Annotated in this window: 22 protein-coding genes; 3 read left to right on the plus strand and 19 right to left on the minus strand. The window is 51.2% G+C overall.

Features of this window, described 5'->3' with window-relative positions:
- Window positions 1–268: 268 nt before the first annotated feature.
- The 8 genes from GC101_RS15485 to GC101_RS15520 all read right to left on the minus strand — a co-directional run bounded on the left by GC101_RS15485 (window position 269) and on the right by GC101_RS15520 (window position 7,893).
- A complete protein-coding gene (locus tag GC101_RS15485) occupies window positions 269–838 on the minus strand; it encodes a manganese catalase family protein (RefSeq protein WP_171717959.1) in 570 nt (189 codons plus the stop codon).
- Between the two features lie 46 nt (window positions 839–884).
- Complete coding sequence (locus GC101_RS15490; RefSeq protein ID WP_171717960.1) at window positions 885–1,151, minus strand: spore coat protein CotJB; 267 nt, start codon at window positions 1,149–1,151, stop codon at window positions 885–887.
- 3 nt (window positions 1,152–1,154) lie between these two features.
- A complete protein-coding gene (locus tag GC101_RS15495; RefSeq protein ID WP_042135306.1) occupies window positions 1,155–1,370 on the minus strand; it encodes a spore coat associated protein CotJA in 216 nt (71 codons plus the stop codon).
- Between the two features lie 197 nt (window positions 1,371–1,567).
- Window positions 1,568–2,926 carry a hemolysin family protein gene (locus GC101_RS15500; protein WP_425497147.1) on the minus strand — a complete coding sequence of 453 codons (1,359 nt, stop codon included), beginning with the start codon at window positions 2,924–2,926 and terminating at the stop codon, window positions 1,568–1,570.
- 18 nt (window positions 2,927–2,944) lie between these two features.
- Window positions 2,945–4,087: a radical SAM/CxCxxxxC motif protein YfkAB gene (gene yfkAB, locus GC101_RS15505; protein ID WP_171717961.1), complete on the minus strand. Its 1,143-nt coding sequence runs from the start codon at window positions 4,085–4,087 to the stop codon at window positions 2,945–2,947.
- 209 nt (window positions 4,088–4,296) lie between these two features.
- Window positions 4,297–5,400 (minus strand): HD domain-containing phosphohydrolase, encoded by a 1,104-nt coding sequence (locus GC101_RS15510; RefSeq protein ID WP_171717962.1) that lies wholly within the window; start codon window positions 5,398–5,400, stop codon window positions 4,297–4,299.
- Between the two features lie 151 nt (window positions 5,401–5,551).
- Window positions 5,552–6,379, minus strand: coding sequence for an undecaprenyl-diphosphate phosphatase (locus GC101_RS15515; protein ID WP_042211663.1), 828 nt, complete (start codon window positions 6,377–6,379; stop codon window positions 5,552–5,554).
- A 74-nt stretch (window positions 6,380–6,453) separates the two neighbouring features.
- Window positions 6,454–7,893: a bifunctional metallophosphatase/5'-nucleotidase gene (locus GC101_RS15520; protein WP_171717963.1), complete on the minus strand. Its 1,440-nt coding sequence runs from the start codon at window positions 7,891–7,893 to the stop codon at window positions 6,454–6,456.
- A 152-nt stretch (window positions 7,894–8,045) separates the two neighbouring features.
- Here GC101_RS15520 and GC101_RS15525 point away from each other — a divergent pair, with 152 nt between their 5' ends.
- Together GC101_RS15525 and GC101_RS15530 are read left to right on the plus strand one after the other, a co-directional pair.
- Window positions 8,046–8,771, plus strand: coding sequence for a molybdenum cofactor biosynthesis protein (locus GC101_RS15525; protein ID WP_171717964.1), 726 nt, complete (start codon window positions 8,046–8,048; stop codon window positions 8,769–8,771).
- Window positions 8,772–8,837: 66 nt separating this feature from the next.
- Window positions 8,838–9,878 (plus strand): HD-GYP domain-containing protein, encoded by a 1,041-nt coding sequence (locus GC101_RS15530; RefSeq protein ID WP_039300202.1) that lies wholly within the window; start codon window positions 8,838–8,840, stop codon window positions 9,876–9,878.
- Between the two features lie 83 nt (window positions 9,879–9,961).
- Here the strand turns inward: GC101_RS15530 and GC101_RS15535 are convergent, their stop codons facing one another.
- The 3 genes from GC101_RS15535 to licT all read right to left on the minus strand — a co-directional run bounded on the left by GC101_RS15535 (window position 9,962) and on the right by licT (window position 14,406).
- Window positions 9,962–11,419 carry a glycoside hydrolase family 1 protein gene (locus tag GC101_RS15535; RefSeq protein ID WP_171717965.1) on the minus strand — a complete coding sequence of 486 codons (1,458 nt, stop codon included), beginning with the start codon at window positions 11,417–11,419 and terminating at the stop codon, window positions 9,962–9,964.
- Between the two features lie 51 nt (window positions 11,420–11,470).
- Window positions 11,471–13,333 (minus strand): beta-glucoside-specific PTS transporter subunit IIABC, encoded by a 1,863-nt coding sequence (locus GC101_RS15540; RefSeq protein ID WP_171717966.1) that lies wholly within the window; start codon window positions 13,331–13,333, stop codon window positions 11,471–11,473.
- 224 nt (window positions 13,334–13,557) lie between these two features.
- The gene (licT, locus tag GC101_RS15545; protein WP_171717967.1) at window positions 13,558–14,406 is read right to left on the minus strand and encodes a BglG family transcription antiterminator LicT; all 849 of its coding nucleotides are present in this window, start codon (window positions 14,404–14,406) and stop codon (window positions 13,558–13,560) included.
- Window positions 14,407–14,642: 236 nt separating this feature from the next.
- Between licT and GC101_RS15550 the strand changes: the two genes are divergently transcribed.
- A complete protein-coding gene (locus GC101_RS15550; protein WP_039300213.1) occupies window positions 14,643–14,891 on the plus strand; it encodes a DUF7667 family protein in 249 nt (82 codons plus the stop codon).
- Window positions 14,892–14,964: 73 nt separating this feature from the next.
- Here GC101_RS15550 and GC101_RS15555 read toward each other — a convergent pair whose 3' ends face one another.
- From GC101_RS15555 to sufC, 8 genes are all read right to left on the minus strand, one after another.
- Window positions 14,965–16,833 carry an ABC transporter ATP-binding protein gene (locus GC101_RS15555; protein ID WP_081969908.1) on the minus strand — a complete coding sequence of 623 codons (1,869 nt, stop codon included), beginning with the start codon at window positions 16,831–16,833 and terminating at the stop codon, window positions 14,965–14,967.
- The gene (locus GC101_RS15560) at window positions 16,830–18,599 is read right to left on the minus strand and encodes an ABC transporter ATP-binding protein (RefSeq protein WP_039300219.1); all 1,770 of its coding nucleotides are present in this window, start codon (window positions 18,597–18,599) and stop codon (window positions 16,830–16,832) included. The genes GC101_RS15555 and GC101_RS15560 overlap by 4 nt, the downstream gene beginning before the upstream one ends.
- Window positions 18,600–19,290: 691 nt before the next feature.
- Complete coding sequence (locus GC101_RS15565; protein WP_171717968.1) at window positions 19,291–19,839, minus strand: dihydrofolate reductase family protein; 549 nt, start codon at window positions 19,837–19,839, stop codon at window positions 19,291–19,293.
- Between the two features lie 177 nt (window positions 19,840–20,016).
- Window positions 20,017–21,414 (minus strand): Fe-S cluster assembly protein SufB, encoded by a 1,398-nt coding sequence (gene sufB / locus GC101_RS15570; protein WP_171717969.1) that lies wholly within the window; start codon window positions 21,412–21,414, stop codon window positions 20,017–20,019.
- A 19-nt stretch (window positions 21,415–21,433) separates the two neighbouring features.
- Entirely contained in the window at window positions 21,434–21,871 is a 438-nt protein-coding gene (sufU, locus tag GC101_RS15575; protein WP_042135279.1) for a Fe-S cluster assembly sulfur transfer protein SufU, read from the minus strand.
- Complete coding sequence (locus GC101_RS15580; RefSeq protein WP_171717970.1) at window positions 21,858–23,084, minus strand: cysteine desulfurase; 1,227 nt, start codon at window positions 23,082–23,084, stop codon at window positions 21,858–21,860. Before GC101_RS15580 ends, sufU begins: the two co-directional genes overlap by 14 nt.
- The gene (gene sufD, locus GC101_RS15585; RefSeq protein ID WP_171717971.1) at window positions 23,081–24,382 is read right to left on the minus strand and encodes a Fe-S cluster assembly protein SufD; all 1,302 of its coding nucleotides are present in this window, start codon (window positions 24,380–24,382) and stop codon (window positions 23,081–23,083) included. The genes GC101_RS15580 and sufD overlap by 4 nt, the downstream gene beginning before the upstream one ends.
- A 25-nt stretch (window positions 24,383–24,407) precedes the next feature.
- Window positions 24,408–25,190 (minus strand): Fe-S cluster assembly ATPase SufC, encoded by a 783-nt coding sequence (gene sufC, locus GC101_RS15590; RefSeq protein ID WP_171717972.1) that lies wholly within the window; start codon window positions 25,188–25,190, stop codon window positions 24,408–24,410.
- Window positions 25,191–25,377 lie beyond the last annotated feature (187 nt).

Consider the following 25,377-nt stretch of genomic DNA (forward strand, 5'->3'; position numbering starts at 1 on the left):
CAGGGAGTTAGCTACAGAAAAAAAGAGGCTATCCAACCAGCCATTTCATGGCTTTTGGAACAGCCCCTTAGGTATGTATCCTAAATGTTGTATGTTCTGCAGCTTTGATCCCAAAATACCAGGCTGTTCGCGAGGATTCCTGTATGAAATACAACAATTATCCCGCATAGCCGCGTAGACAAGCAGAAATCCTGCCTTTTGTACAACAATTTCCGGTTAGGCTCGAATTCATGAGCGAAATGTTGTATTTTGGGCAGGATTAAGCTCCTCAGAACACCTTCTTCTTATCCCGTTCCTCAATCAGAATCTGCACAGATTCCTTAAATCTTAGCGCATGCACGATCTCCCGCTCCCGCAGGAACTTGAGGCTGTCCTGCAGATCCACATCATCCGTCATGTCGATCAGCCACTGGTATGTAGCTCTGGCCTTCTCCTCGGCCGCGATGTCCTCGTAGAGATCTGCGAGCGGGTCACCCTTGGCCTGGATGTAGGCAGCTGTCCACGGTACTCCTGCCGAGTTCTGGTAGAACAGCGCATGATCGCGCTGGGCATAGTTCGGACCTAAACCAGCAGCCTCCAGCTCCTGCACAGACGCATCCTTGGTCAGCTTGTAGATCATCGTGGCAATCATTTCCAAATGAGCAAATTCTTCAGTCGAAATATCCGTTAATACGCCGATTACTTTATCGGGAATCGCATACCGCTGATTCATATACCGCAGAGCCGCCGCCAGTTCTCCATCCGCCCCGCCGTATTGCTCCATCAGATAACGTGCCATACGCACATCGCATTTGCCGACACGTACCGGGTATTGCAGCTTTTTCTCATAAATCCACATTCGTGCACTTCCCCCTCCTTAGGCTTATTCATTCCTGACCGGGCCGCTAGACTTGCCAAGGCCAGGGACTCTGACTCCATTCCCACGGACATTTGGAATACGCACGTCCGAAGTTCTGCAGCGGGCCGTATAGCTCCTGGAACTGGTTGGCCAGCTTCGTGCGTTCGAAGGTCAGCTGATTGAATTGCTCAATGGCCTTCAGATCCTCAGGATGGGTATCCAGGTACAGATTCAGCTCCACCAGTGCGAAATCGAGCACCTGCAGCTGCTCCAGCATTTCGTAATAGCGGGGTTCGCAAGGATTATCTTCCATCGCCTACTTCCCTCCTTTGGACTTGGACTCATACGGGCTGAACAGCGCGGGCCACAGCGTTCCGTACTTCAGCGCTTCCGGCAGGGAGAACTGCGGCAGATTCGGGGGCTGAAAATTAATGAATTGGTTCGGCGGTACTACATACGTCTTGAACGGCACCGGCGGACAGGGATCAAACGGTCCCCTATACGGTGTCCATACACGTTCCTGGGAGTTCAAAGTTTCATTCCTCCTCAAAGTTTGATGAGCATCGTTCCATGAATGTAATATCTGATAGATACCTTCGTAACTAATTTATGACAGCTCTAAGGGATATCAGAACGCAATTGCAAAAAAACAGGGCACACCAGCAGCCTTTAGCGGCTGCCAATGTACCCTGTTACAATTTAACTGCTTCATTTCAGCAATTGCCCTGCTTAATCTTTATCTTCTTCCGTATCTTCTGCATCCTCTGCGGACTCCGGCGGATTCGCCCGGTGGATATTAATCCGGGTAATCCGCAGCCGGGTGGACTCCTCTACCTCAAAGGTGACGTCGCCGACCACCACCTGTTTGCCTTTGGACGGATTCCCCTCCAGCTCCTTGAACAGCCAGCCGCCAATCGAATCCACTTCTTCATCCTCGATGATGACGCCTGTAAGATCATTCACGTCTTCGATCAGCATGCGGCCTTCAACGGAAATATATTCTCCGTTGTGCTCCACACTCGGGCGTTCATCCTCGAATTCGTCATGCAGATCGCCGACGATCTCTTCCAGAATCTCTTCGGCGGTCAGCAGCCCCGCGGTCCCGCCATATTCGTCTACGACCAGGGTCAGCTGGGCTTTGTTCTTCTGCATCAGACGCAGCGCGTGGCTGATCTCCATCGATTCCGGCACATTCAGAATCGGCCGGACCAGTGAAGCCAGGTCATTCTGCTGCTCCAGCGGTGCGAAGAGAAGATCTGTAATATGGATGAAGCCGATAATCCGGTCCTTATCCTCGAAGGCTACCGGATACCGGGAATGCTTCGTTTCTGTAATGATCCGCATATTCTCCTCCAGCGGGAGATTGCTGTACAGTACATCCATATCCGTACGCGGGAGCATCACTTCACGGGCCAGCAGATCGGAGAATTCGAAGATGTTGTCCATCAGCTTCATCTCGTCCTTGTCGATAACCCCGCTCTTCGCACTCTGATTCATCAGGATACGGATCTCCTCTTCCGAATGGGCAGCTTCGGCTTCACTGGCCGGTTCAACACCAACCAGCCTCAGCAGCGCATTAGCCGACGCATTCAGCACCCAGATGAAGGGCAGGAACACATTATAGAAGAACATCAGCGGAGCGGACAGCAGCAGCGCTGAGCCTTCAGTTTTTTGAATCGCCAGGGACTTCGGTGCAAGCTCACCCAGCACAATATGTAAGAAGGTAATAATCGAGAACCCGATAATCACAGATACCGTAGAGATCAGGGTCTGATCCGATACGCCAAGCTGATACATCAGCGGTTCCACCAGCAGCTCAGAGATCGCCGGTTCTCCGACCCAGCCGAGTCCCAGCGAGGCGAGCGTAATCCCGAACTGGGTGGCAGACAGATACGAATCCAGTCTTTTATTGACCTTCAGCGCATACCCGGCCATTTTGTTGCCTTCGCTGACCAGCTGGGTCAGACGTGACTGTCTGACCTTTACCAGCGAGAACTCCGCCGCAACGAAGATCCCATTCAATAATACGAGCACCAGAACGAGCAAAAGATTAAGCACTAAGCTTCCTATGTCAAATTCCGTATGCACTATAATAACGCCCCATTTCTACAGAGTGATCGCTTTTCTTGTCTTGAAATCAACCTCAGGATAATACATGTCGGCTACCAGAAGGTTGGGCCCGCAGCAGCCGGCGGCATCGCAGTAGCAATTCACTTTCTGATTCAGCGGATGCTTAGTCTGCCACTCGGTGAAAATGTCATCCAGCCTGGTGCTGCTGATATTGCCAAATGCAGAAATATCGGCGAAATCTGTTACGAATACATCGCCCGTAAATAAATTTACGTTCACCCGGTTTCTTCCGTCCGGGTCATTGCGCAGAGTAACATTCTTCTCACTGCGCAGTCTGCGCAGCAGCTGCTGGTCTTCCTCCAGGAAGCTGCAGGCGAAGAACGGCAGCGTGCCGAACAGCATCCACATCTCAGGGTCCCGGGCATCCAGCAGGGAATGAATAGCTGCATTCATCTCTTGGAGTGACAATACGGGCAGCTTGGAAGCAAAGCTGGAGGCATACATCGGATGCACCTCATGGCGTCTTGCCCCCATCTCCCCGATCAGCTTGTGAATCTCAGGGAGCTTCGTATGCGTACGGTAATTAATCATCGACTCCGCCGAGATCAGCATACCGTCCTCGCTAAGCCGGCGGGAATTCTCCAGCATGGTGTCATACAGCCGGTAGGCGGCTTCCTTCGAGACCGGATGCCCGCTGTTCGCGAAGCCCACCTCGTGGAAGTCATCCCCGTTAACATAGTTGAAAGAGATATGCATGACATCCAGGTATGGAAGCAGCTGCTCATAACGGGAATACGGCATGGTAAGATTCGAGTTGATCTGAGAACGGATCCCCCGCTCACGTGCATATTTCAGCAGCGGCACGATGGTGTTCTCCACCGTTCCGGCACGGAACATCGGCTCCCCGCCGGTGATGCTGATGGTCTGCAGATGCTCTACCTCTTCCAGACGTCGCAGCATATTGGTGAGCGGCAGCAGCTCTCCTTCTTTCATAGTCAGGCTGTCTCCAACTGCGCAGTGCTCACAGCGCATGTTGCACAGATTGGTCACCGTCATCTCTACGCTGGTCAGCACATGCCGCTCGTGCTGGCGAAGAGAGGTAATCGGATCCCAGGGATCGTACTCCGGCGACAGCTCTTGTACAGGTATTGACGATGATGATGGCTCTAATATACTCATTTCTTAATGCTCCTTTAATGCTTATTCCTTATTATTAACCCAAAACAATTGAAAAAGAACGATAACTTACGCTATATCATACCACGACAAGCGAAAAACTGCGCATCTGCCGCTTATTTGCTGTAATTTCAAAAAAACAGCAAGGCTGAGAATACAGCTCCGCAGCCAAGCGGACACCTGTATTCTTTCCTCGCTGCTAACAACGCTAATCAAGTGCTCTTCACTATAATTTCTCCGCCATCAGTCACATCTACAATGACTACAGAGAGGGCTTTGCCCAGGTCATGCTCATAAGGGGTGACCGGTTCCCCTTCCGGGCCGTTAAGCACACGTACAACGGGTCTGTGCGGTATGCTGGGATCAATCTTGACCACAACACCGCTCTCGCCGGTGCTAAGCTTGACGGTAAGCCCCAGAGGATAGATCGCCACACGGTCTCTGAAAATCTCCAGCTGCTTCTGCTCATACAGCGTGCCGGAGCCGACGTACAGCGCCTCGACCGCCTGATGCGGCAGCATGGCTTTTTTGTAGATCCGGTTGGAGGTCATCGCATCATAGGAATCCGCCACACCCAGCCACTTCGCATATTCATGAATCTGCGGACCAGTCAGACCGCGCGGATAGCCGGAACCGTCGATCCGCTCATGATGCTGCAGTGCACAATGGGCCGCGAGCAGCGGGATATTCGGCTCTTCCTTAAGAATCCGGTAACCGATCTCGGTATGCGCCTGCATATGCTTGAATTCATCTTCACTAAGCATCCCGGGCTTCTGAACAATTTTGACCGGAATCTGTGTCTTGCCGATGTCATGCAGCAGCGAACCGAGTCCGATGACCCGCAGTTCTTCCTTGCTGTAGCCATGGGCAATGCCAAGCACCAGTGTGTAGAGGCATACGTTCAGGGAATGCACATACAGATAGTTGTCTGCGGTGTGCATATCCAGCAGCATAATCATCGGATCTTCCTGAGACGACATATCATCCAGTATGGAATCCATCACTTTGGAGAACTTCTTATCCAGGTGGTAGAAGCCTTTGGTAATTCCCGAAGCGCCGGACATTTGCTGAAATTGATTTCTGATTACCTTGAGCGCCTGATTTCGCGTCTCATCCTGCAGCATTCCGGGAATCACGACATCTTCCGTGACGGAATCCTCTATATAGATATAGCCGATATCGATCTTAGCGAGCCGCTTGATCAGGGCATCAGTAAGCTCTACTCCATCAGCGAGCAGAACCAGTCCTTCATCATTATAAATTTTTTTACCCAGCTTCATTCCCGCCTGAAGCCGATTCACGGATACTAAACGCACCTTGGCTCACTCCTGCCTTTAACGGTAAATTGCTATTCTGCTTCGGAATCCTTGGGTCAAACGCTGTGCCTATACCGTTACCTTGAGCGACCGGACAAGCGCATGTATGTAAGTCTGCATCTCCTGCCCGGTGATGCTAAGCCGGGTGAGCTTAACGCATAATGAACAGCCAGAAGACAGCCGCAAGTATGAACCGGTAAATCGCGAAATGGGTCGGTCTGATCTTCTGGATCATCCGCATGAACAGAACAACTACCACATAGGCCACCACGAAAGAAATCACGAAGCCAATGGCGAAATACCAGATCGTATCATTCGTGAAATTGCGGTAGGAATCCAGCAGTTCATAGCCCGAGGCCGCACACATAATCGGAATCGCGATGAGGAAGGAGAAATCCGCCGAAGCCTTGTAGCTGACCCCGCTGAGCATCCCCCCGGAGATGGTCGAACCGGAACGGGAGAACCCTGGCCAGAGTACGGAAATGATCTGATAGAGTCCGATCGCCAGCGCCTGCCCGTAGGACAGATCATCCAGCTCATGCGCGGTCACGCGAATCTTGCGTTTGTTGACCCATTCCGCGACGATCATCAGAATCCCGCCGGCCACCAGTGCCCAGAGAACCGTAGATGCGCCGAACAGGCCTTTGATGAAATCACGGGCAAAAAAAGCTACGGCGAGCGCAGGCACTATACCCAGCAGCACATGAATCAGGTTCAGGCGTGATGCCGGCATGACACCGCCTCTGCTTCTTCCGCTGCGGCCGATCCCCAGCAGATTCAGAATCCGCTGGCGGTAGACAATGGCAATGGCCAGAATGGCCCCAAGCTGAATGACAATCTCATACGTCTTCATAATGGAATCCTGCTCGTCAAACCCCAGCAGCTTCGTGGTAAGAATCATGTGTCCCGTTGATGATACCGGGATAAACTCGGTTATTCCTTCTACAATTGCCAGAATTATTGCTGTAATTGTATCCATATAATCCTCCTGATCTAGTCAATGAAACCTGGTGCAGCTATGACTTCTAATGTTTGAATGAATTGCGGAATGAATCAGGTGGCCAGGCTCACCCAGCGGGCAACTTCGCTCTCATCGAGACTCCCCGGGCGCTGGAGCTCCATCCGCAGCAGATCGCGCAGAAAATGGGGCAGCAAATAGACAGGCTCCCGGCCATTCGCTATACTCTCATACCCGGTGCGGAATGTAAACATATCCAGCGTGCCGACGCTATACTCCCGTCCGTCTTCCAGCTTCTCTCCGCCGACAAAAATCGCAATACCGTTATCATACGGCATGACCCTTGGATCGTACAAGATTTTTAATCCGTCGACAGCCAGACTGCCCAGCATATTCCCCCGGAATCCGTAGCCGTAGATTACCTTGTTGCGGTATTCCTCCATTAGACTCTGTTCCAGCGCAGTGCGGATATCCTTGCCGGTGAGCTGTACAATGCACGGATTAATCGGGGAAGGGCATAGGGCATGCAGCATGCCTGCCGTAATATTGCCCTCCGGCAGGGAGCCGAGCAGCTGCCCGGAATTGACAAGCGAGAAGGAGCTGCCCGTGAAGCGGCGGACAGCCTGTGCGAGCAGGTTGCCAAACGGTGATTCGCCCTGCAGGTCGAGCGGCAGCCCGCGGTCGCTGATGGCAACGGTCTCCTGCAGCACCTCACGGCCGCGCTGCAGGTGAATTGCTGCCGCCGGAGCGATGATCTCTTCAGTCAGCGCGCCATTGACTGCGGTACATCCCCCTTCAGCCAGCCGGAAGGCTCCGTCCGGCTGCTCCCGCTCAAATACCAGCCGTCCGAGATACCGGCCGAATTTGCCGGCGCCGCATACAGCCGTGCCGCCTATCATCTGCGGCTTCTCCAGCATGTGGTGGGTGTGTCCTCCCAGAATGGCATGTACACCTTCCAGATTCTCTGCCAGCTTCTGGTCTGCGGGCAGCCCCAGATGAGACAGAATGATCAGGATATCCACTTGCGGTGCCAGCAGTTCACACTGCTCGCGCAGCGCTTCTTCAGGGTCCAGCACATCCCAGCCCAGCAGGGAGTAGAAGGAAGTGAACGCTGCCGTGGCACCGGTCAGCCCGATCTTGATCCCGTCCTTCTCCAGGATGGCATGGCGCTGCATCCAGTGCGGAGGCTCTCCGGTTGCAGACTCCAGGAAGTTGCAGCACACCACAGGACACTGGATGCCGGTAAATATAGCCGAGAGCATCTTCTGTGAGAAGGTAAGGCCTTCGTTGTTGCCGATAGTTACGGCATCATATCCGGTCAGATTCATAATATCGATGTTAGCCTGCCCCATCGTGCCTTCCGTCTCTACGGCAGCCCTGTCCATATGGTCGCCAATATCCAGCAGCAGCACCGGACCTTCGCCTGCAGCAGCCTTCATTGCAGAAATCTCTGCCGCGACAGGACTCATCATTTCAAAATGGCTATGTATGTCATTGGTATGAAGAATGGTTAATCTTTGCGGCTCAGGCTTCATAAGCTTGCTTCCCTCCCACTTGTACAGCCGTTTATAGTGTAAGCGGCAGGCTTGTGCTCTTCTAGAGTTAGCATAACATTTTCAGGCTCATTATGGTATATTGTAATCATTATAAGCTGTCCTAACTTATGTAATTACGAGGTGATTAAATCATGCATGTGTCCATTCGACTGTTTGCGGGTCTGGCCGAAGTCATCGGCTCCTCTACTCTGACATTTCATGCCCATGAGTCGCCTTTGACAGCCGGCAAACTGAAAGAACTGCTCTCCGCTTCGTATCCCGATGCTGCTCCGCAGATCAAAGTATCCCTGGTTGCCGTTGACCGGGAATATGCCCCGGATGATACAGAGATTGCCGAAAGCTCCGAGGTGGCATTGATCCCGCCCGTGTCCGGCGGAGAACCTGAAGCTGCCGCTGGCGAGACAGCAGACGGCCTGTTCAGCATTACGGATCAGCCCTTGAAGGCTGAGCTGCTCCTGGAGAAGGTGCAGGATGTTAACCACGGAGCCTCACTCCTCTTTGTCGGCACGACCAGGGAGATGACTGGAGATCAGCAGACAACCGCCCTTCATTATGAATCTTACGTGCCCATGGCACTGAAGAAGCTGCAGGAGATAGGCCTCGAGATTCAAGAACGCTGGCAGGCTCACTGCGCAATTGCACACCGGATCGGACTCGTAGGAATCAAAGAAGCCAGTGTTGTCATTGCCGTGTCCGCACCGCATCGCGATACCTGTTATGAGGCCAGCCGTTACGCCATTGAGGCGCTTAAAGTCTCAGTCCCCGTATGGAAAAAGGATATCCGGGATTCAGGCTCACAGTGGCTCGGGAAAGATCCCCAGGCTGAAGAATCCTCCAGCTATAAACAGTACTCCTAAACCATTGAATATTCCCGACTTTGTTGCTATGCTGGAAAAAATCGCTATAGTAAGGTGGCATATTCATTGAGAGTACACGTCATGGATCTAAAACCGGGTGATCATCTGCGGATGGATACCTTCAGCTCACGCGGGCTGCATGTACTCCCCAAAGGATCACGGCTCCAGTTGGAGGAGATCGCCAAGCTGATACAGCATGGCGTAGATTATGTAGATATTGAAACGGTGCAGGAAGAACCCGCACCCTCAAGCAGATCCTCAATCATCCAGGCTGCTTCCGGCAGCTTCGACATCATGATCGATGGTTTTGAATCTCTATATATGGAAGCACTCACTAAGGGAAGCTTCAATCAGTCCGTTGTAGACGATATTCTCCAGCCGACGCTATCCACGCTCGACAAACACAAAGATGTCGTCTCACTCCTTCTGCTGCTTGACCGGGAAGACAATTATACCTACAACCATTCCCTGCAGGTTGGGATGCTATCTTATTATATTGCCTCCTGGCTGGGATATTCCAAGGCGGAGTGTTATGAGATCGGCCGTGCAGGATACCTGATCGATATCGGCAAATGCCGGATCTCCCCTGATATTCTGAACAAACCCGGCAAGCTGACCGCTGCCGAATTCGACGAGATCAAACTACATACGGTTTACGGGCACGAAATCATTCAGAATTCCATGAATGATCCTTTCACAGCTTTAGTCGCCTTGCAGCATCATGAACGTGAAGACGGCTCCGGCTATCCGCACCAGCTTACCAAGAACGATATTCATCCATATGCCCAGATTGCAGCGGTCGCCGATATATACAGCGCCATGACCTCCCACCGGGTCTACCAGTCCAAGCAGGAGCTGATTTCCGTACTGCGCGAGATCAACTCGCTCAGCTTCGGCAAGCTGAACGGCAAACCGGTACAAGCCTTCATTCAGCATCTGATGCCTAATTTTATCGGCAAACGCGTATTGCTCAGCACCGGAGATATGGGTGTAATCATTATGAACAATCCGCTGGATGTCTTCCGGCCGCTCGTGCAGAGCGAAGGCAAATTCCTTGATCTGTCGCGCGAACGCAAAATTGCGGTCGTGGAAATCTATATGGAATAGGCCGGCTACATATACATTCATGCAAAAAGGAGATTCCTGAACCCGGATACGGGTCAGCGAATCTCCTTTTCTTTTAACGCAGGCTATAGCTCTTCACCATTGCTGGCGATGACCTTTTTGTACCAATGGAAAGAGTCTTTCTTCGAACGGTCCAACGTCCCGTTACCGTCATCGTCCAGATCCACGTAGATGAAGCCGTAGCGCTTCGACATTTCCGAAGTAGACATACTCACCAGGTCAATCGGTCCCCAGCTTGTATAGCCGATCAGTTCCACACCGTCCATAATGGCTTCCTTCATCTGGGCAATATGCTGTCTTAGATAATCGATGCGGTAGCTGTCATGGATGGAGCCGTCCGGCTCAACCTTGTCATACGCCCCAAGCCCATTTTCAACGATGAACAGCGGTTTCCGGTAACGGTCATACATCGTGTTCAGCATAATCCGCAGCCCGGTCGGGTCGATCTGCCAGCCCCATTCCGAGGCCTTGAGATAAGGATTTCTTATCCCGCCGAACAGATTACCCTGCGCCCGCTCGCCTTCAGGACTAACTGACAGCGTGAGGGTCATATAGTAGCTGAATGCCACATAATCCACCGTGTACTGCTTCAGAAGCTCATCATCGCCCGGCTCTTTGTGAAGTTCAATATTGTGCTCTGCAAAATAACGGTCCATATATTTCGGATATTCGCCGCGTGCATGGACATCGGTAAAGTACAGGTTCAGCTGATTCTCATGCTGGTTCAACCGCACATCCTCGGGATTACAGGTAGCCGCATAGCTCTCCATCCGCGCCAGCATACAGCCCATCCGGGAACCGGGGATAATCTCATGCACCAGCTTGGTAGCCAGCGAGCTCGCAATGAACTGGTGATGCAGGGCCTGATAAATCGTCTGCAGCTTATTCCCTGCACGGTCAATGACAACACCGCCGCCGGTGAACGGGCTAAGGGTCATCATATTGATCTCATTGAAGGTGATCCAGTATTTCACTTTATCCTTATAACGCCGGAACACCGTTTCGGCATAGCGGGTGAAGCAGCCGACGAGTTCGCGGGAGGCCCAGCCGTTGTATTTCTGCGTCAGACCGAGCGGAGTTTCGTAATGCGCCAGGGTAACCAGCGGCTCTATCCCGTATTTATGCAGCTCATCGAATACATCGTCGTAGAACTTCAGACCGGCCTCATTCGGCTGGGCATCATCGCCATTCGGATAAATCCGGGCCCAGTTGATCGACAGACGGAACACCTTGAAGCCCATTTCCGCAAATAAAGCGATGTCCTCTTTGTAGCGGTGGTAGAAGTCGACCCCTTCACGTTTCGGGAAACGTGCGTTGAATTCGCCGGACAGAATTTGCGCGATCCGCTCGGAGCTGATTTCGATGGCATGATCATTGCTGCGCTCTGCTTTGGGCACGTAGGCTACCATATCCGCACTGGACAGGCCTTTGCCGCCCTGATCGTAAGCGCCTTCCAGCTGGTTCGCGGCCGTAGCCCCTCCCCACAGGAAGTTATCCGGAAATTTCTGTTTGAAATTAGTCATGTGTATCTCCTTTTTAGAAGTCGTAAGTACCTGCTCATTGGAGCACGGGTTCTAGTGTATTAGGGTTAGCAAAGCTTCGCCGTTTGTTACTTCGCTTCCGGTATTCTTCAGAACATCGAGGTATTCTGCCGAGTTGGTGACAATGACCGGAGTCGCTGTTACAAAGCCTGCCGCACGGATAGCTTCCAGGTCAAATTCCAGTAATAGCTGACCCTGCACGACCTTATCTCCCTCTTGTACCTTTTTGTCAAAATGTTTCCCTTTCAGCTTCACCGTGTTGACTCCTACATGGATCAACAGCTCTGCGCCGCCATCCGAAGTAATGCCTATCGCATGCCCTGTCGGGAATACCGTGGTTACCATTCCGTTCACCGGAGAAGTCAGCTTCCCGGAGGACGGCTCGATGACAATGCCTTTACCCATTGCGCCGGAAGCAAAAGCTTCATCGGGCAGACTTTCGAGCGGCTGCAGTGCTCCTGCCAGAGGACTTACCACCATTTCTTTGTCAATCATCGTGGGTGTAGCCGGGTTAGCCGGTCCGCTTGAGTTAACAGAAACTGCTGTATCGGCTGCCGGGTCATCAAACCCAAGCACAAATACCAGAATAGCAGCGAGTACGAAGGCTACAAGTATGCCGATGATTACCCAGATGAATCCGGTTCCGAAATAAGTCGGCAAGGCCAGCAGTCCCGGCAAGGAGAAGGACAGTGCTCTTGCGCCGCCTTGTGCAATAATCGCCCCACCGATCGCACCGGAGATACAGGCATAGATGAACGGTTTCTTGAGCTTCAGGGTAACCCCGTAGATTGTCGGTTCAGTAATTCCGAAGATGGCTGCCAGTGTGGAAGAACCGGCCAGAGCTTTGAGCTGCGGGTTTCTGGATTTCAGGAATACGCCGAATACTGCACCGGCCTGAGACAGAACTGCTGCGCAGAGTATTGGCAGCATCGTATCATACCCCAGTGTAGCAATGTTGCTGAGCATGATGGGCACAAATCCCCAATGCACGCCGAAGATCACGAATACCTGCCAGAATGCCCCGGCAATAGCCCCGGCAACCAAAGGACTAAGATTGTACAACCAGGTATAACCGGAAGCCAAACCGTCACTGATCAGTGAGCCTACAGGTCCGAAGGCCAGGAACGTAAGCGGAATTACAATTAAGAGCGCGAACATGGGAACCAGAATATTTCGGACCGATTCATGAATGAACGAACGGAACCATTTCTCCACATAGGATTGTACCCATACCGCCAGAATGATCGGAATTACACTGGAGGAATAGTTAATCAGCACAATCTTAATCCCCAGGAAGTTCAGCGGGTCCGGCGAACCCACAGCAGCAATTACCGAAGGGTATATCAGCGCCCCGGCTACTGCTATGGAGACAAATTGATTGGCTTTGAATTTACGCGCCGCTGTAACTGCCAGGAACACAGGCAGGAAGTAGAACACACTGTCCGACGCTGCATTGAGAATCAGATACGTACCGCTGGTGCCGCTGATCCATTCCAGCGAGAGAATCAAAGCCAGCAGGCCCTTGAGAATCCCTGCACCGGCGAGCGCCCCGAGAATCGGAGAGAAGATGCTTGAAATAATATCGACCGCTTTGCCGAGTACACCGGTACTTTCGGAGCTTTCGTCATTACCGCTTTTCTCTGCATCCTGCAAAGAGGTTTCCTTCATAATCTGCTCAAACACCTGGCTGACATTGTTGCCGATGACGACCTGGAACTGGCCGCTGTTCTCCACCACGGTAATGACTCCCGGTGTTTTTTCAAGCGCTGCTTTATTGGCCTTGCTGTTATCCTTCAATTTGAATCTCAGTCGCGTTGCACAATGGAATACGGAATTCACATTACCTTCTCCGCCAACGAGTGTAATAATCTGTTTGGATAAGTCTTTATTGCTCACTTGGGTATGCTCCTTTATATTTCTCGATTGATTAAACATCGCTGCAGAGGCGGGTTGTGCCAGCAAGTTCTATTATCCCCCCTGCAAACAAGAAAAACCTGAACTCAGGGCAAAAGGGCGTCAAAAAACGCTAGTTTTGCCATCAGTTCAGGTTTTGCCTGCATTACCAGTTACACCCTGTAGGATAGAAAATATGAAGTTAGAGGGTTCGCTTAGGGAATGTGTTATTCCAGACTGTTACGGTCCGTCACCCGCTGGATGTGAATGGTCAGATAGACATATTCATCCTTGCTTAAGCTCTGGCCATGGGATTTCTCCAGATACTCATTGATCTTGCTTGCACATTCGAAGGCCTTGACATAAGTCTGCCTCACCTGGTTATACAGAAACTCCTCGCCGCTGTTATTGGTCTCCTTCTTCAGGATCCGCATGGAGAAATACTGCAGATGCGTCAGGAACCGCGAGTAATTGAGCGAAGTCTCATCAAGCACCAGCTTGTAGTGATAGGTAACAATATTCAGAATATTCTGCACGATTTCCGTCATCTTGACGGTTGATCTCATCTCATTGCCGCCATCCATCCTGGCATTCACCAGATGCAGGGCAATAAAACCGGCTTCATCTTCACCAAGCGCTAGGCCCGTTGCCTGCTCGATAATCTTAAGGGCATCCAGCCCGATCTCATATTCCTTCTTGTAAAAGCGTTTGATTTCGAACAGCATCGCGTTCTTCAGCATGATTCCCTTTTCGAAACGCTGCAGCGCAAAATGAATGTGGTCCGTCAGCGTCAGATACAGGTTATCACTCAGCTCTGTGCCCAGCACCCCGTTCGCATACATCACGATCTCATTGGCCAGCTCCAGATGCACCACTGGAATATCATTCAGCAGCTCCGTCAGCCTTGCCGTGAATTCGTTCTCATTAAGCAGGAAAATCTTGTCCACCTTAGCCGGATCTACATAATCCCCTGCCACCTTGTTGAAGGAAATTCCTCTGCCCATGACAATGACTTCCTTGCCTTTCTGATTCTTGGTCAGAAGTACATTGTTGTTCAGCACCTTCTCGATAATCATCTCTATCTCACCTCCCGCCATATAGTTTGTACAAAAAAAGCCTAAGTTGATCCCAATATCATTAAGAAAATGATACTCGCATCAGCTTAGGCATTGCCCGCGTTACCGGTCACAATCCTGTATTACTGTTATTGTAGCATAAAAAAAAGCGATTTCAAGAACTTTATTTTCCCCGGTTTGAATCCCGGCCTCCAAGGCTAGGCTGATAGCAAAAGATCATTTGGAGGAGATAACCTATGCTTGCAGTTCATCAGCGCCTTGCCGAGCTGTATACCCTTAGTCTGAAGCGGCCGCTGGCCGCAGCGGAACGTGACGAGCAGCAGCACTGCCTTCATGTCAACACAGTGTACTGCTGGGAAATGGCCCGGCTGAATAATGAAGCCATGCTGGCCGCACATACGAAAGACTCTCAGTGGCAGCAGGAGATCAGTGCACAGATGCTGGAGGTCCGGGTAACCGGCAGAGCCGCCAAGCGGCAGGGGTGAATTTCTATAAAAATAACAGCAGCCCTCCCTGCTAATTAAAGTGTGCCGGGGAGGGCTGCTGTCTGTCATTCTGCTATAAGAAGCGGAACTGCGCTTCAATTAAACCGTTATATATGCCGTCACGCTCGGTAAGCTCGGCGTGATTGCCTTCTTCCTTGATCTCGCCATGATCCAGCACCACAATCTTATCCGCATGGCGGATGGTGGAGAGCCGGTGGGCTACGATGAAGGAGGTCCGGCCCTGAAGCAGGAGCTTCAGCGCTTCCTGGATCTTGATCTCCGTCTCCGTATCGATACTGGCTGTCGCTTCATCCAGAATCAGAATCCGCGGATCGGCGAGCAGCGCCCGGGCGAAGGACAGCAGCTGGCGCTGGCCCATGGACAGTGCGCTGCCGCGTTCTTCAACTTCGGTCTCATAGCCGCCCGGCAGCTTCATAATGAAGTCATGGGCATCCACTGCCTTGGCAACTTCTTCAATCTCCTCATTTGTAGCATCCAGCCGTCCAAACCGGATATTGTCCCGGATCGTTCCTGAGAAGATGAAGGTATCCTGGAGCACGATCCCGATCTGTTCCCGCAGACTCTGCAGGGTTACATCACGGATATCTCTGCCGTCGATCGTGATGTCGCCGCTCTTGATATCATAGAACCGGCCGATGAGGTTGATGATCGTGCTTTTGCCGGAGCCGGTATGGCCGACGAGGGCAATCGATTGGCCGGCTTTCACATCGAGATCAATGCCTTTGAGCGCGGCGCGGCCTTTTTCATATTCAAATACGACCTTGTTAAAGTGAATGTCTCCCTGAATCTTGGACAGCGGCGTTGCGCCCGGCTTATCCTGAACCGCAGGCTGCTCATCCAGATACTCGAAGATCCGCTCCGAGGAAGCCATGGCTACCAGCAGCTGATTGTACATCTGGCCGAGGCGGTTGATCGGGTCCCAGAAGTTACTGACATACGTACTGAAGGCCACCAGGAAACCAACGGTAAGCTCACCGGACTGGATCAGATAAGCCCCGAACCAGAAGAGAATCATCGTTCCGAAGCCTCCGGTGACTTCAATAATCGGACCGAACGCCTGGTTCATTGCCGAAGCCTTGTTCCAGGATTTCCGGCTGTCCATGTTCATGGCATCGAAATAATGCATATTTTCTTCTTCCTGGGTGTACGCCTGGGTCACGCGAATCCCCTGAATCGACTCATTCAGATGGGAGTTGATCCGGGAATTCTTCATCCGCACATCCTGCCAGGCGATCCGGATCCGCTGCCGCAGCTTGGTGGAGATCAGGAACATAACCGGTACAGTAATCATTACCGCAAGTCCCAGCTTCCAGTTGATCAGCAGCAGAATGACCATAATGCCGACCAGCTGCACACAGTCGATCATCAGGTTGACGACCCCGTTCGTGAACAAATCCTGCAGCGAGTTGATATCATTCGTCACCCGCACCAGTACTGATCCGGCCGGTCTTTTATCGAAGAAGTTGAAGGAGAGCTTCTGAATATGGCGGAACAGATCCGAACGCAGATCATAAATGACCCGTTGCCCGATCACATTCGTATACTTAATCCGGTACACACCGGCGATCCATTGGATCAGATATAGAACAATAACACTGGCTGTCAGCGTGTATAGCAGCGTAAGACTTGAGTTGCCGTCCTCGGGAGCAATTGCCTTATCGATCGCCATACTTGTCAGGAACGGAACCGTCAGCTTCGTTACTGTACCCAGAATCATCATTACCGCGACGAGCGGCAGCATCTGCCTTGCATACGGCTTCATATAGCCGAACAGGCGGGTGAACTGCTTCCAGTCAAAAGCCTTGTCAATCACGTCATCATCCTTATAGACGAAACGCTCCTCCAAAGTCTGTTCCTCTGCCTTGCTGTTATCCTTCTCTAATGCCGCACTTGCGGTCTGCTTGGATGTCTCAAGATTCATGCCGGATCACCTGCCCCTAATTCATTATCTCTGGCCAAATAATCGGCATATTGAATCCGGTATACATCCTGGTAAGGTCCCGGAACCTCAATCAGTTCCTTATGCGTACCTTGCTGCACCATCTTCCCTTCATTCATAACTATAATCTGGTCAGCATGGCGCAGAGAGGAAATCCGGTGGGCAATGATCAAGGTTGTACGTCCGCGCATAACCTCCTGGAATCCTGCCTGAATCTCATGCTCCGTCTCCATGTCGACCGCACTGGTCGCATCATCCAGAATGAGAATCCGCGGGTTCTTCAGCAGCGCGCGGGCAATGGCAATCCGCTGCTTTTGTCCGCCGGAGAGTCCCATCCCGCGTTCACCTACCACGGTATCATAACCCTCCGGCATCTCCATAATGAACTCATGCGCCTTCGCCAGCTCGGCGGCACGGATGATTTCATCCATGCTGACATTTTTGAGTCCATAGGAGATATTATTGCGGATGGAGGAGGAGAACAGGAACGTCTCCTGGAATACCGTCGAGATCTGTGCCCGCAGACTGCGGACCTGGAATTCACGGATATCCACCCCATCGAGCTTGATACTTCCTTGATTCACATCATAAGCGCGCATCATCAATTGGGTAATGGTGGATTTCCCGGAGCCGGTTCCTCCCAGGAATCCGATGACCGCACCTGGCTCAGCATGAAAGTGGATATCCTTGACAGCCGGCATCTTATTCCCGTAAGCAAAAGTAACATGATCGAAATCCACTTCGCCTTTCACTTCGGACGGTACAAGCTCACTTGCATTCTCTTTATCCTTCACATCAATCTGCTGATTAAGGACTTGAAGCACGCGTTCTCCCGATGCCTTGGACTGGGTATAGTTGTTGATTTGGAAGCCAAGGCCCCATACCGGTCCGATAATATACCAGATCAGGCTGAAGAAAGCGACGAGTTCTCCGAGCGACATATGCTTGTTAATGACCAGTGTACCGCCAACCCCCAGCAATATCGCTACACTGACCGAAGCGAGCAGCTCCATCACAGGGAAGAATTTACTCCATAGCTCGGCGGCAAAAATCTGATTATCCTTATAACGTTCATTACGGTGTGAGAACTTCTCAACCTCGTAAGCCTCTCTGGCAAACGATTTGACTGTTCTCACCCCGGTGACATTCTCCTGTACAGCCGTTGTCAGGGAGCTTAACGCCAGACGCATCTCCTGAAAGGCCGGGTGAATCTTGGATTCGAATCTGAGTGCAACTACAGCCAGGAACGGCATAGTGATCAGAGTAACCAGCGTAAGCTGCCAGTTGATTGTGAACATCATGATGGAACCGAACAAAACCATGAAAAATACATTCAGCAATTGGGCAAATCCGAAGCCGATGAACATCCGGATCGCTTCCAAATCCCCGGTCAGCCGGGACATCAGGTCACCTGTCTTCGCCGTATCATAGTAACGGAAGGACAGGAATTGCAGCTTCTCATAGCAGGCATTGCGCAGCCGGTAGGCCAGAAAATTCCCCAGCCGTCCACCGAAGAAGCCATGGGCAAATTGCAGGCAGGCCTTAACAATAATTACAGCAAGCACACTAAGAGCGAGTACGGGCACCTCAGTAAACTTTAGGGGAACAATAACATCATCAATCAATCTCCTTAACAAATTGGGGGTAATAAGCCCCACTGCAGTTGCGGCCGCCAAACATATAATCGACAGAATCAAATAGTGCAGTTTCTCCCGATAAAAGCCCCGCAGTTGCCTGAGAACATCCATATCTCTCCTCCTTAAAGCTTTACGAAGTAAAGCTACTTCGTAAGCATGGTCTTAGTCCCCAAACCTCACATCTTAAGCCACCTTTTTATGCGCTTTCAATTTAGGGACTTTAAGCAGTTTATCACCCATGATTTAATGCGGCAAAGGGGAGAAATGAGCATTTTCCTTGTTTTTTCGGAAAAAACTAGGCTTAAGCATGTAGTAAAGCCCTCCCATAGCTTTAATTCCTCCTATTTCCTCGTAAATACTGCTCAATTAAGATATAGCAAGATTCAACCCTGCGAAACTGCTTTTTGGCCGTCCGTTAAAAGGAATATTATGTATTAATATTACAAAAGCGTCGCTGCAAGCCTTTAACGGCCCCCTTCCTGCCTGAGGCGGACTGAAAATCCGCTAATTGGGCAAATCAGGAGAATTTGCCTGTCACCCGGACTCACATTCCTTTATTTGATCGCCCGCCCCTCCTTTCAGGCGCGAAAATACAATATAACGGAATCTCAGTCCGTTTCAGCGTCAATATGGGTCTTTTTGAAGAAATATGCGCTTCTCAGTCCACTTCATCGTGACTACACACACAATCATCGTGACTACACACAAAAAAAGTACAAGCAGCAGAGCATAACAGCTTTGCTCCGGTGCTTGCACTTGTTCATTAAGCAAGTTCATTAAGCCTTTTCACTAAGCTTATTCATTAATCCTTAACCGGTGCGTAGCTGGCCACAACCACGCCCGGGGAGAATTTCCGGGTATCTGTAAGATGAAGTCCCTGCTCCTTAAGTCCTTCACCGAATAGCCGTTTGCCGCTGCCAAGCAGCACCGGGAATACCATCAGGCGGAATTCATCCACAAGACCCAGACGCATCAGGCTCTGGACCAGCATACAGCTGCCGAATACCAGAATATCTCGGCCCGGCTGCTGCTTAAGCTTATTAATCTCCTCCGGCAGGTTGTCCTTAATGAGGTTTGAATTGTTCCAGGTGACTTCGGAGAGCGTTGTGGAGACGACATGTTTGGCATAACCGTTCATCATCTCGCCGTATTCCCCGGTCTGCTCCAGCATATTGGGCCAGGCAGCGGCAAATGCCTCATACGTCACACGCCCCAGTAGCAGAGCATCGGCATCCTTCAATTCACCGAACTTGTATTTCTCCTGTTCTTCACTTCCATAGGCGAAAGTCCACTGCGGATTCTCCATTACTCCATCGAGCGTCAAAAACTCTGATACGACCAATTTTCTCATCGGGGCCTCCTTGGGACCGGAAAGATAATTTATGCAGTTTCTCCTGTGTCCACTACATTATTTCACGTTGTACAATTTCCCATACCCCATAAAAATGCCCACAGTTCTTAGACAATATTGCGTCAAGAATCTGTGGGCACATACTGGATATTACTTGGTTATACTCGAAGCTCCTGTTTAACCGATGGAGCCTTCCATCTCGAACTTAATCAATCTGTTCATCTCTACCGCATATTCCATCGGCAGTTCTTTGGTGAACGGTTCGATGAAGCCCATAACGATCATTTGCGTAGCTTCAGCTTCAGTCAGGCCGCGGCTCTGGAGATAGAACAGCTGCTCTTCAGAGACCTTGGATACTGTAGCTTCATGCTCAAGCACAATGTTATCATTCATGATCTCATTGTAAGGAATCGTGTCCGAGGTGGACTCGTTATCCATAATAAGCGTATCACATTTGATATTGGATTTCGCGCCTTCTGCCTGACGGCCGAAGGAAGCGAGTCCGCGGTAAGTCACCTTGCCGCCGTGCTTGCTGATCGACTTGGAGACGATCGTGGAGGTGGTGTCCGGTGCCAGATGAATCATTTTGGCGCCTGCATCCTGGTGCTGGTTCTTACCGGCAACCGCAATGGACAATACCGAACCTTTGGCTCCACGGCCCTTAAGCACAACTGCCGGATATTTCATCGTCAGCTTGGAGCCGATGTTGCCGTCAACCCATTCCATCGTCGCATTCTCTTCGGCAACCGCACGCTTGGTTACCAGGTTATAAATATTCGGTGCCCAGTTCTGAATGGTTGTGTAACGCACGCGGGCGTTCTTCATGCACAGGATTTCAACGACTGCACTGTGCAGGGAGTTGGTGCTATAGATTGGTGCGGTACAGCCTTCAACATAATGCACGAAGCTGTCCTCATCCGCAAGAATCAGCGTACGCTCGAACTGTCCCATGTTCTCGGAGTTGATACGGAAGTACGCCTGCAAAGGCACTTCACATTTCACACCCTTCGGAACATAGATGAAGCTGCCGCCGGACCACACTGCACTGTTAAGTGCCGCGAATTTGTTATCTGCCGGAGGAATGATGGTACCGAAGAACTTCTTGAACAGCTCAGGGTGATCGCGCAGTGCAGAATCCGTATCGGTGAAGATTACGCCCTGATCCTCAAGGCTCTTCTGCATGCTGTGGTATACAACCTCAGATTCATACTGTGCCGAGACACCGGCAAGGAATTTCTGTTCCGCTTCGGGAATACCGAGCTTATCGAAGGTTTCCTTAATCTCGGAAGGCACTTCTTCCCAGGTCTTACCCTGCTTCTCCGAAGGTCTTACATAATATTGAATATCCTCGAAATCCAGATCGTCCAGATTGCCTCCCCATTTAGGCATTGGCATCTTGCGGAACTGCTCCAGGGATTTCAGACGGAAATTAAGCATCCATTCCGGCTCGTTTTTGATTGCGGAGATTTCCCGGACAATTTCTTCCGTGAGCCCTTTACCAGACTGGAATATCGACTTGTGCTCGTCACGGAATCCATACTGGTACTCTTCCATATCAGGCGCTTTCTTAGCCATGGTGTCAGCCTCCTTGTTTCTAATGTTGTGGGTGATTCTCTTCCGTATCTATGCCTTTGCGAAGCGCGTTCCAGGCCAGTGTGGCACATTTGATCCGCGCCGGAAATTTATTAACACCGGACAGGGCTTCAATATCTTCGTAGTCTCCGAAATCTGCTTCTTCACCCTTCATCAGAGAGGAGAAGCTGTCCGCCAGCTCAAGCGCATGCGCTACAGTCTGGCCTTTGACCGCTTCCGTCATCATCGAAGCCGACGACATGCTGATCGAACAGCCTTCGCCGCTATAACGGGCGTCCTTGACGACGCCGTCCTCTACCTTAAGCTGAAGCGTAATGCGGTCGCCGCAGGTAGGGTTGTTCAGCTCAATCTTGAGTGCATCATCTTCGAATGAACCACGGTTCCGGGGATTTTTGTAATGATCCATAATAACGCGTCTATATAAGTCATCCAAGTTCATAGGCGAAATACTCCTTTGCCTTAATTAAGGCTTGAACCAGCGAATCTACATCCTGTTCCGTATTGTACAGGTAGAAGCTGGCCCGGGCTGTAGAGCTAACCTCCAGCCAGCGCATCAGCGGCTGGCAGCAGTGATGTCCGGCACGGACAGCAACCCCTTCCGCATCCAGCACGGTAGCTACGTCATGCGGATGAACATCACCAAGGTTGAAGGTTACTACTCCAACCTGGCGGTTCCGGGGGCCGTAGATCGTCAGATCACTGATCTCTGACAGACGCTCCTCCGCATAAGCGGCAAGCTGCATCTCATGACGGTGGATATTGTCAAGGCCCACCTCCTGCAGGAAATCAATCGCTGCTCCCAATCCAACGGCACCCGCAATAATCGGTGTCCCGCCTTCGAACTTCCAGGGCAGCTCTTTCCAGGTCGATTCGTACAGGCCTACATCATCGATCATCTCGCCGCCGAACTCGACAGGCTCCATGGCCTCCAGCAGTGCCTTCTTACCGTACAAAGCGCCGATTCCCGTAGGGGCAAGCATCTTGTGACCGGACAGTGCATAGAAGTCACAGTCCAGATCCTGCACATCCACCTTCATATGCGGCGTGCTCTGGGCTCCATCCACCACGATTACGGCGCCGTTGCGGTGAGCAATCGCTGCAAGCTCTTTGATAGGATGGGTGACACCCATAACATTGGATACATAAGCGATAGCTACGATCTTGGTCTGAGCCGTAATCGTCTTCTCTGCATCCTCGAGCGTCACCGTACCATCCTTCTGCAGAGGAATGAATTTCAGGGTTGCCCCTGTCTTCTTGGCCAGCTGCTGCCAGGGAATGAAGTTACTGTGATGCTCCATCTGGGTAATCACGATCTCATCACCCTCCTGCAGGACAGAAGGTCCGTAAGAGGAAGCTACAATGTTAAGTGCGCTTGTAGTACCGCGTGTGAAGATAATCTCCTTCGTGCTGCGGGCATTAATGAACTTAGCCAGCTTCTCGCGGGCGCCTTCATAAGCATCCGTTGCCCGGCTGCCCAGCGTATGCACTCCGCGGTGGACGTTGGCGTTATCCCATTCATAATAAGACTTGACCGCCTCAATGACCTGGCGCGGCTTCTGGGAAGTTGCCGCGCTGTCCAGATACACCAGCGGGTGGCCGTTAATATTCTGATTCAAGATGGGAAATTGCTCCCGGATCGAGCTGCTAATCATTGGCCTAACTTCCTTTCCACAAGAGATTGGAGCTGATTGCGCAGTCCCTCCAGTGGAATTTGCGACACAACAGGAGCCAGGAAGCCGTATATGATCAGTGTTTCTGCGTCATGCCGCGTAATTCCCCGGGACATCAGGTAATAGACTTGCTCGTAATTGACCTGTCCTACGGAAGCGGCATGGCCTGCAGTTACATCATCTTCATCTATAAGGAGGATCGGGTTGGCGTCGCCGCGTGCTTTGGGACTCAGCATCAGAACCTTCTCGGTCTGCTGTCCGTCCGCTCTTGTGGCACCTTTCTCGATCTTCGTAATTCCGTTAATAATCGAAGTGGCCGAATCCCGCATCACTGCGCGGGTAATCATATCACTCGGAGTATTTCTGCCAAAATGCTGTGCCTGCGTAGTGTAGCTTAGCTTCTGCGAACCGGTACCTACAGCAATTACCTTGGCATCCGAGCTTGAGCCGTTACCCTTCAGCACAGACTTGGTGTCGCTGGCGGTATCGCCATAGTTCATCTCACCGATGATCCATTCGATCGTTCCGTCATTCTCCACTACCGCACGGCGGTAAGTAACATCCGTGGTGTCTTGCCCAAGCTGATGCACCGTGGCATAGCGTACTGTGGCACCTGCGCCTACAAATACCTCAACAGCCCCGTTATGCAGTCCCGCTTCGGACTTATCTGATACATAATTATCCACGTAGGTTAATGAACTATTAGTATCGGCTACAATCAGAATATGCGGGACAAATGCAGCCTCGGCATCATCCGTTAACAGCACCGCCTGCAGCGGAGTCTCGAGGATGACATTCTTCGGAACATAGAGGAATACCCCGCCGTTCCACAGCGCTGCATGCAGTGCGGCGATGGAATGCTCTTCAGGCAATACAGCCTTATGCAGATAACGCTGCACCAGATCTCCATGCTCTCTGACTGCTGTCTGCAGATCGGTGAATATCACGCCTTGCGCAGCCAGCTCAGGAGCCAGACGGGTATATACGGCTCCCGAATTGCGCTGAATGATCAGGCTGCCTTCCTCCTGATCCTTGATCAGAGCGGCAATTGAAGCAGGTGCTTCGCTAAGGGATGTGAAAGTCTGGCTTGCCTTGTACTCTCCGTAGTTGTTAATGTTCCAGCGGTCAATCCGTGTCTTCTCCAGCTTCGGCAGGGCAAGCTCAGCGGCAAGCGTAAGTGCCTTCAAGCGGCTGTCCTTCAGCCAGCCCGGTTCGCCGCTGCTCTGCGATAATTCGCCGAGCTTCTGGGCATCTACGGGAAGAATGGTTTGCGTCGTCATAAGTGGTTTCCTCCTTCCAGCGTTTCTAAGCTTCTTGTCCTACAGTTTCGTCTTCTATGCCGAGTTCTTCCTTAACCCATTCATAACCTTCTGCTTCCAGACGTTGTGCAAGCTCTGGGCCGCCGGATTTCACAATCCGTCCCTGCATCATGACATGTACATAATCAGGTTTGATGTAGTTAAGCAAACGCTGATAGTGAGTGATAACCAGGAATCCGCGTTCCGGACTGCGCATGGAGTTCACACCATCGGCAACAATTTTGAGTGCATCAATATCAAGGCCGGAGTCGATTTCGTCAAGAATGACGATCTTAGGGTCCAGCATCATCATTTGGAGAATTTCATTACGTTTCTTCTCACCGCCGGAGAAGCCTTCGTTCAGGTAGCGGTGCAGGAATTCAGGATTCATATCCAGTTCCTTCATCTTAGCTTCCATCAGCCGGATGAAACGGATCAGGGAAATCTCACTGCCCTCTTCACGACGGGAATTAATTGCACTGCGCAGGAAGTCGGAATTGGTTACCCCGCTGATCTCGCTCGGATACTGCATAGCCAGGAACAGGCCGGCACGGGCGCGTTCATCAACCGCCATCTCCAGCAGATCTTCACCTTCAAGCACGGCTGTGCCTTCTGTAACCACATACTTCGGATGACCCATCAGGGCTGAGGCCAAAGTACTTTTACCAGTACCGTTCGGTCCCATGATGGCGTGGATTTCTCCGCCTTTCATTTGAAGGTTGATCCCCTTCAGAATTTCTTTTCCTTCAATCGTCGCTTTCAGTCCCTCAATGACAAAATCTGCTGCCATAATTATTATTCCCTCCATTGATCGATTTGCGAAATCAGAAAGTTGTATTGTCACAGGATTTCCCTGATTACAAGCAATTAGATTTTATATCACATTGTAATTATTATAAATTGAATCAGGTTGATTATCAATGATTCTCACTAATTTTATTACAAAGGTCCGATTTTTACAAATACCGACTTATAAT

Source organism: Paenibacillus phytohabitans (assembly GCF_013141775.1).
Classification (GTDB): Bacteria; Bacillota; Bacilli; order Paenibacillales; family Paenibacillaceae; genus Paenibacillus_AQ; species Paenibacillus_AQ phytohabitans.

Coding starts and splice junctions, on each gene's coding strand:
- licT (WP_171717967.1), bottom strand. CDS start 14,406: ATGATTATCGAGAAGGTGCTGAACAACAATGTACTTCTGACCAAGAAT.
- GC101_RS15565 (WP_171717968.1), bottom strand. CDS start 19,839: ATGAGAAAATTGGTCGTATCAGAGTTTTTGACGCTCGATGGAGTAATG.
- sufD (WP_171717971.1), bottom strand. CDS start 24,382: ATGACGACGCAAACCATTCTTCCCGTAGATGCCCAGAAGCTCGGCGAA.
- GC101_RS15525 (WP_171717964.1), top strand. CDS start 8,046: ATGCATGTGTCCATTCGACTGTTTGCGGGTCTGGCCGAAGTCATCGGC.
- GC101_RS15550 (WP_039300213.1), top strand. CDS start 14,643: ATGCTTGCAGTTCATCAGCGCCTTGCCGAGCTGTATACCCTTAGTCTG.
- GC101_RS15490 (WP_171717960.1), bottom strand. CDS start 1,151: ATGGAAGATAATCCTTGCGAACCCCGCTATTACGAAATGCTGGAGCAG.
- GC101_RS15485 (WP_171717959.1), bottom strand. CDS start 838: ATGTGGATTTATGAGAAAAAGCTGCAATACCCGGTACGTGTCGGCAAA.
- sufU (WP_042135279.1), bottom strand. CDS start 21,871: ATGAACTTGGATGACTTATATAGACGCGTTATTATGGATCATTACAAA.
- GC101_RS15535 (WP_171717965.1), bottom strand. CDS start 11,419: ATGACTAATTTCAAACAGAAATTTCCGGATAACTTCCTGTGGGGAGGG.
- GC101_RS15580 (WP_171717970.1), bottom strand. CDS start 23,084: ATGATTAGCAGCTCGATCCGGGAGCAATTTCCCATCTTGAATCAGAAT.
- GC101_RS15555 (WP_081969908.1), bottom strand. CDS start 16,833: ATGAATCTTGAGACATCCAAGCAGACCGCAAGTGCGGCATTAGAGAAG.
- yfkAB (WP_171717961.1), bottom strand. CDS start 4,087: ATGAGTATATTAGAGCCATCATCATCGTCAATACCTGTACAAGAGCTG.
- GC101_RS15560 (WP_039300219.1), bottom strand. CDS start 18,599: ATGGATGTTCTCAGGCAACTGCGGGGCTTTTATCGGGAGAAACTGCAC.
- GC101_RS15520 (WP_171717963.1), bottom strand. CDS start 7,893: ATGAAGCCTGAGCCGCAAAGATTAACCATTCTTCATACCAATGACATA.
- sufB (WP_171717969.1), bottom strand. CDS start 21,414: ATGGCTAAGAAAGCGCCTGATATGGAAGAGTACCAGTATGGATTCCGT.
- sufC (WP_171717972.1), bottom strand. CDS start 25,190: ATGGCAGCAGATTTTGTCATTGAGGGACTGAAAGCGACGATTGAAGGA.
- GC101_RS15515 (WP_042211663.1), bottom strand. CDS start 6,379: ATGGATACAATTACAGCAATAATTCTGGCAATTGTAGAAGGAATAACC.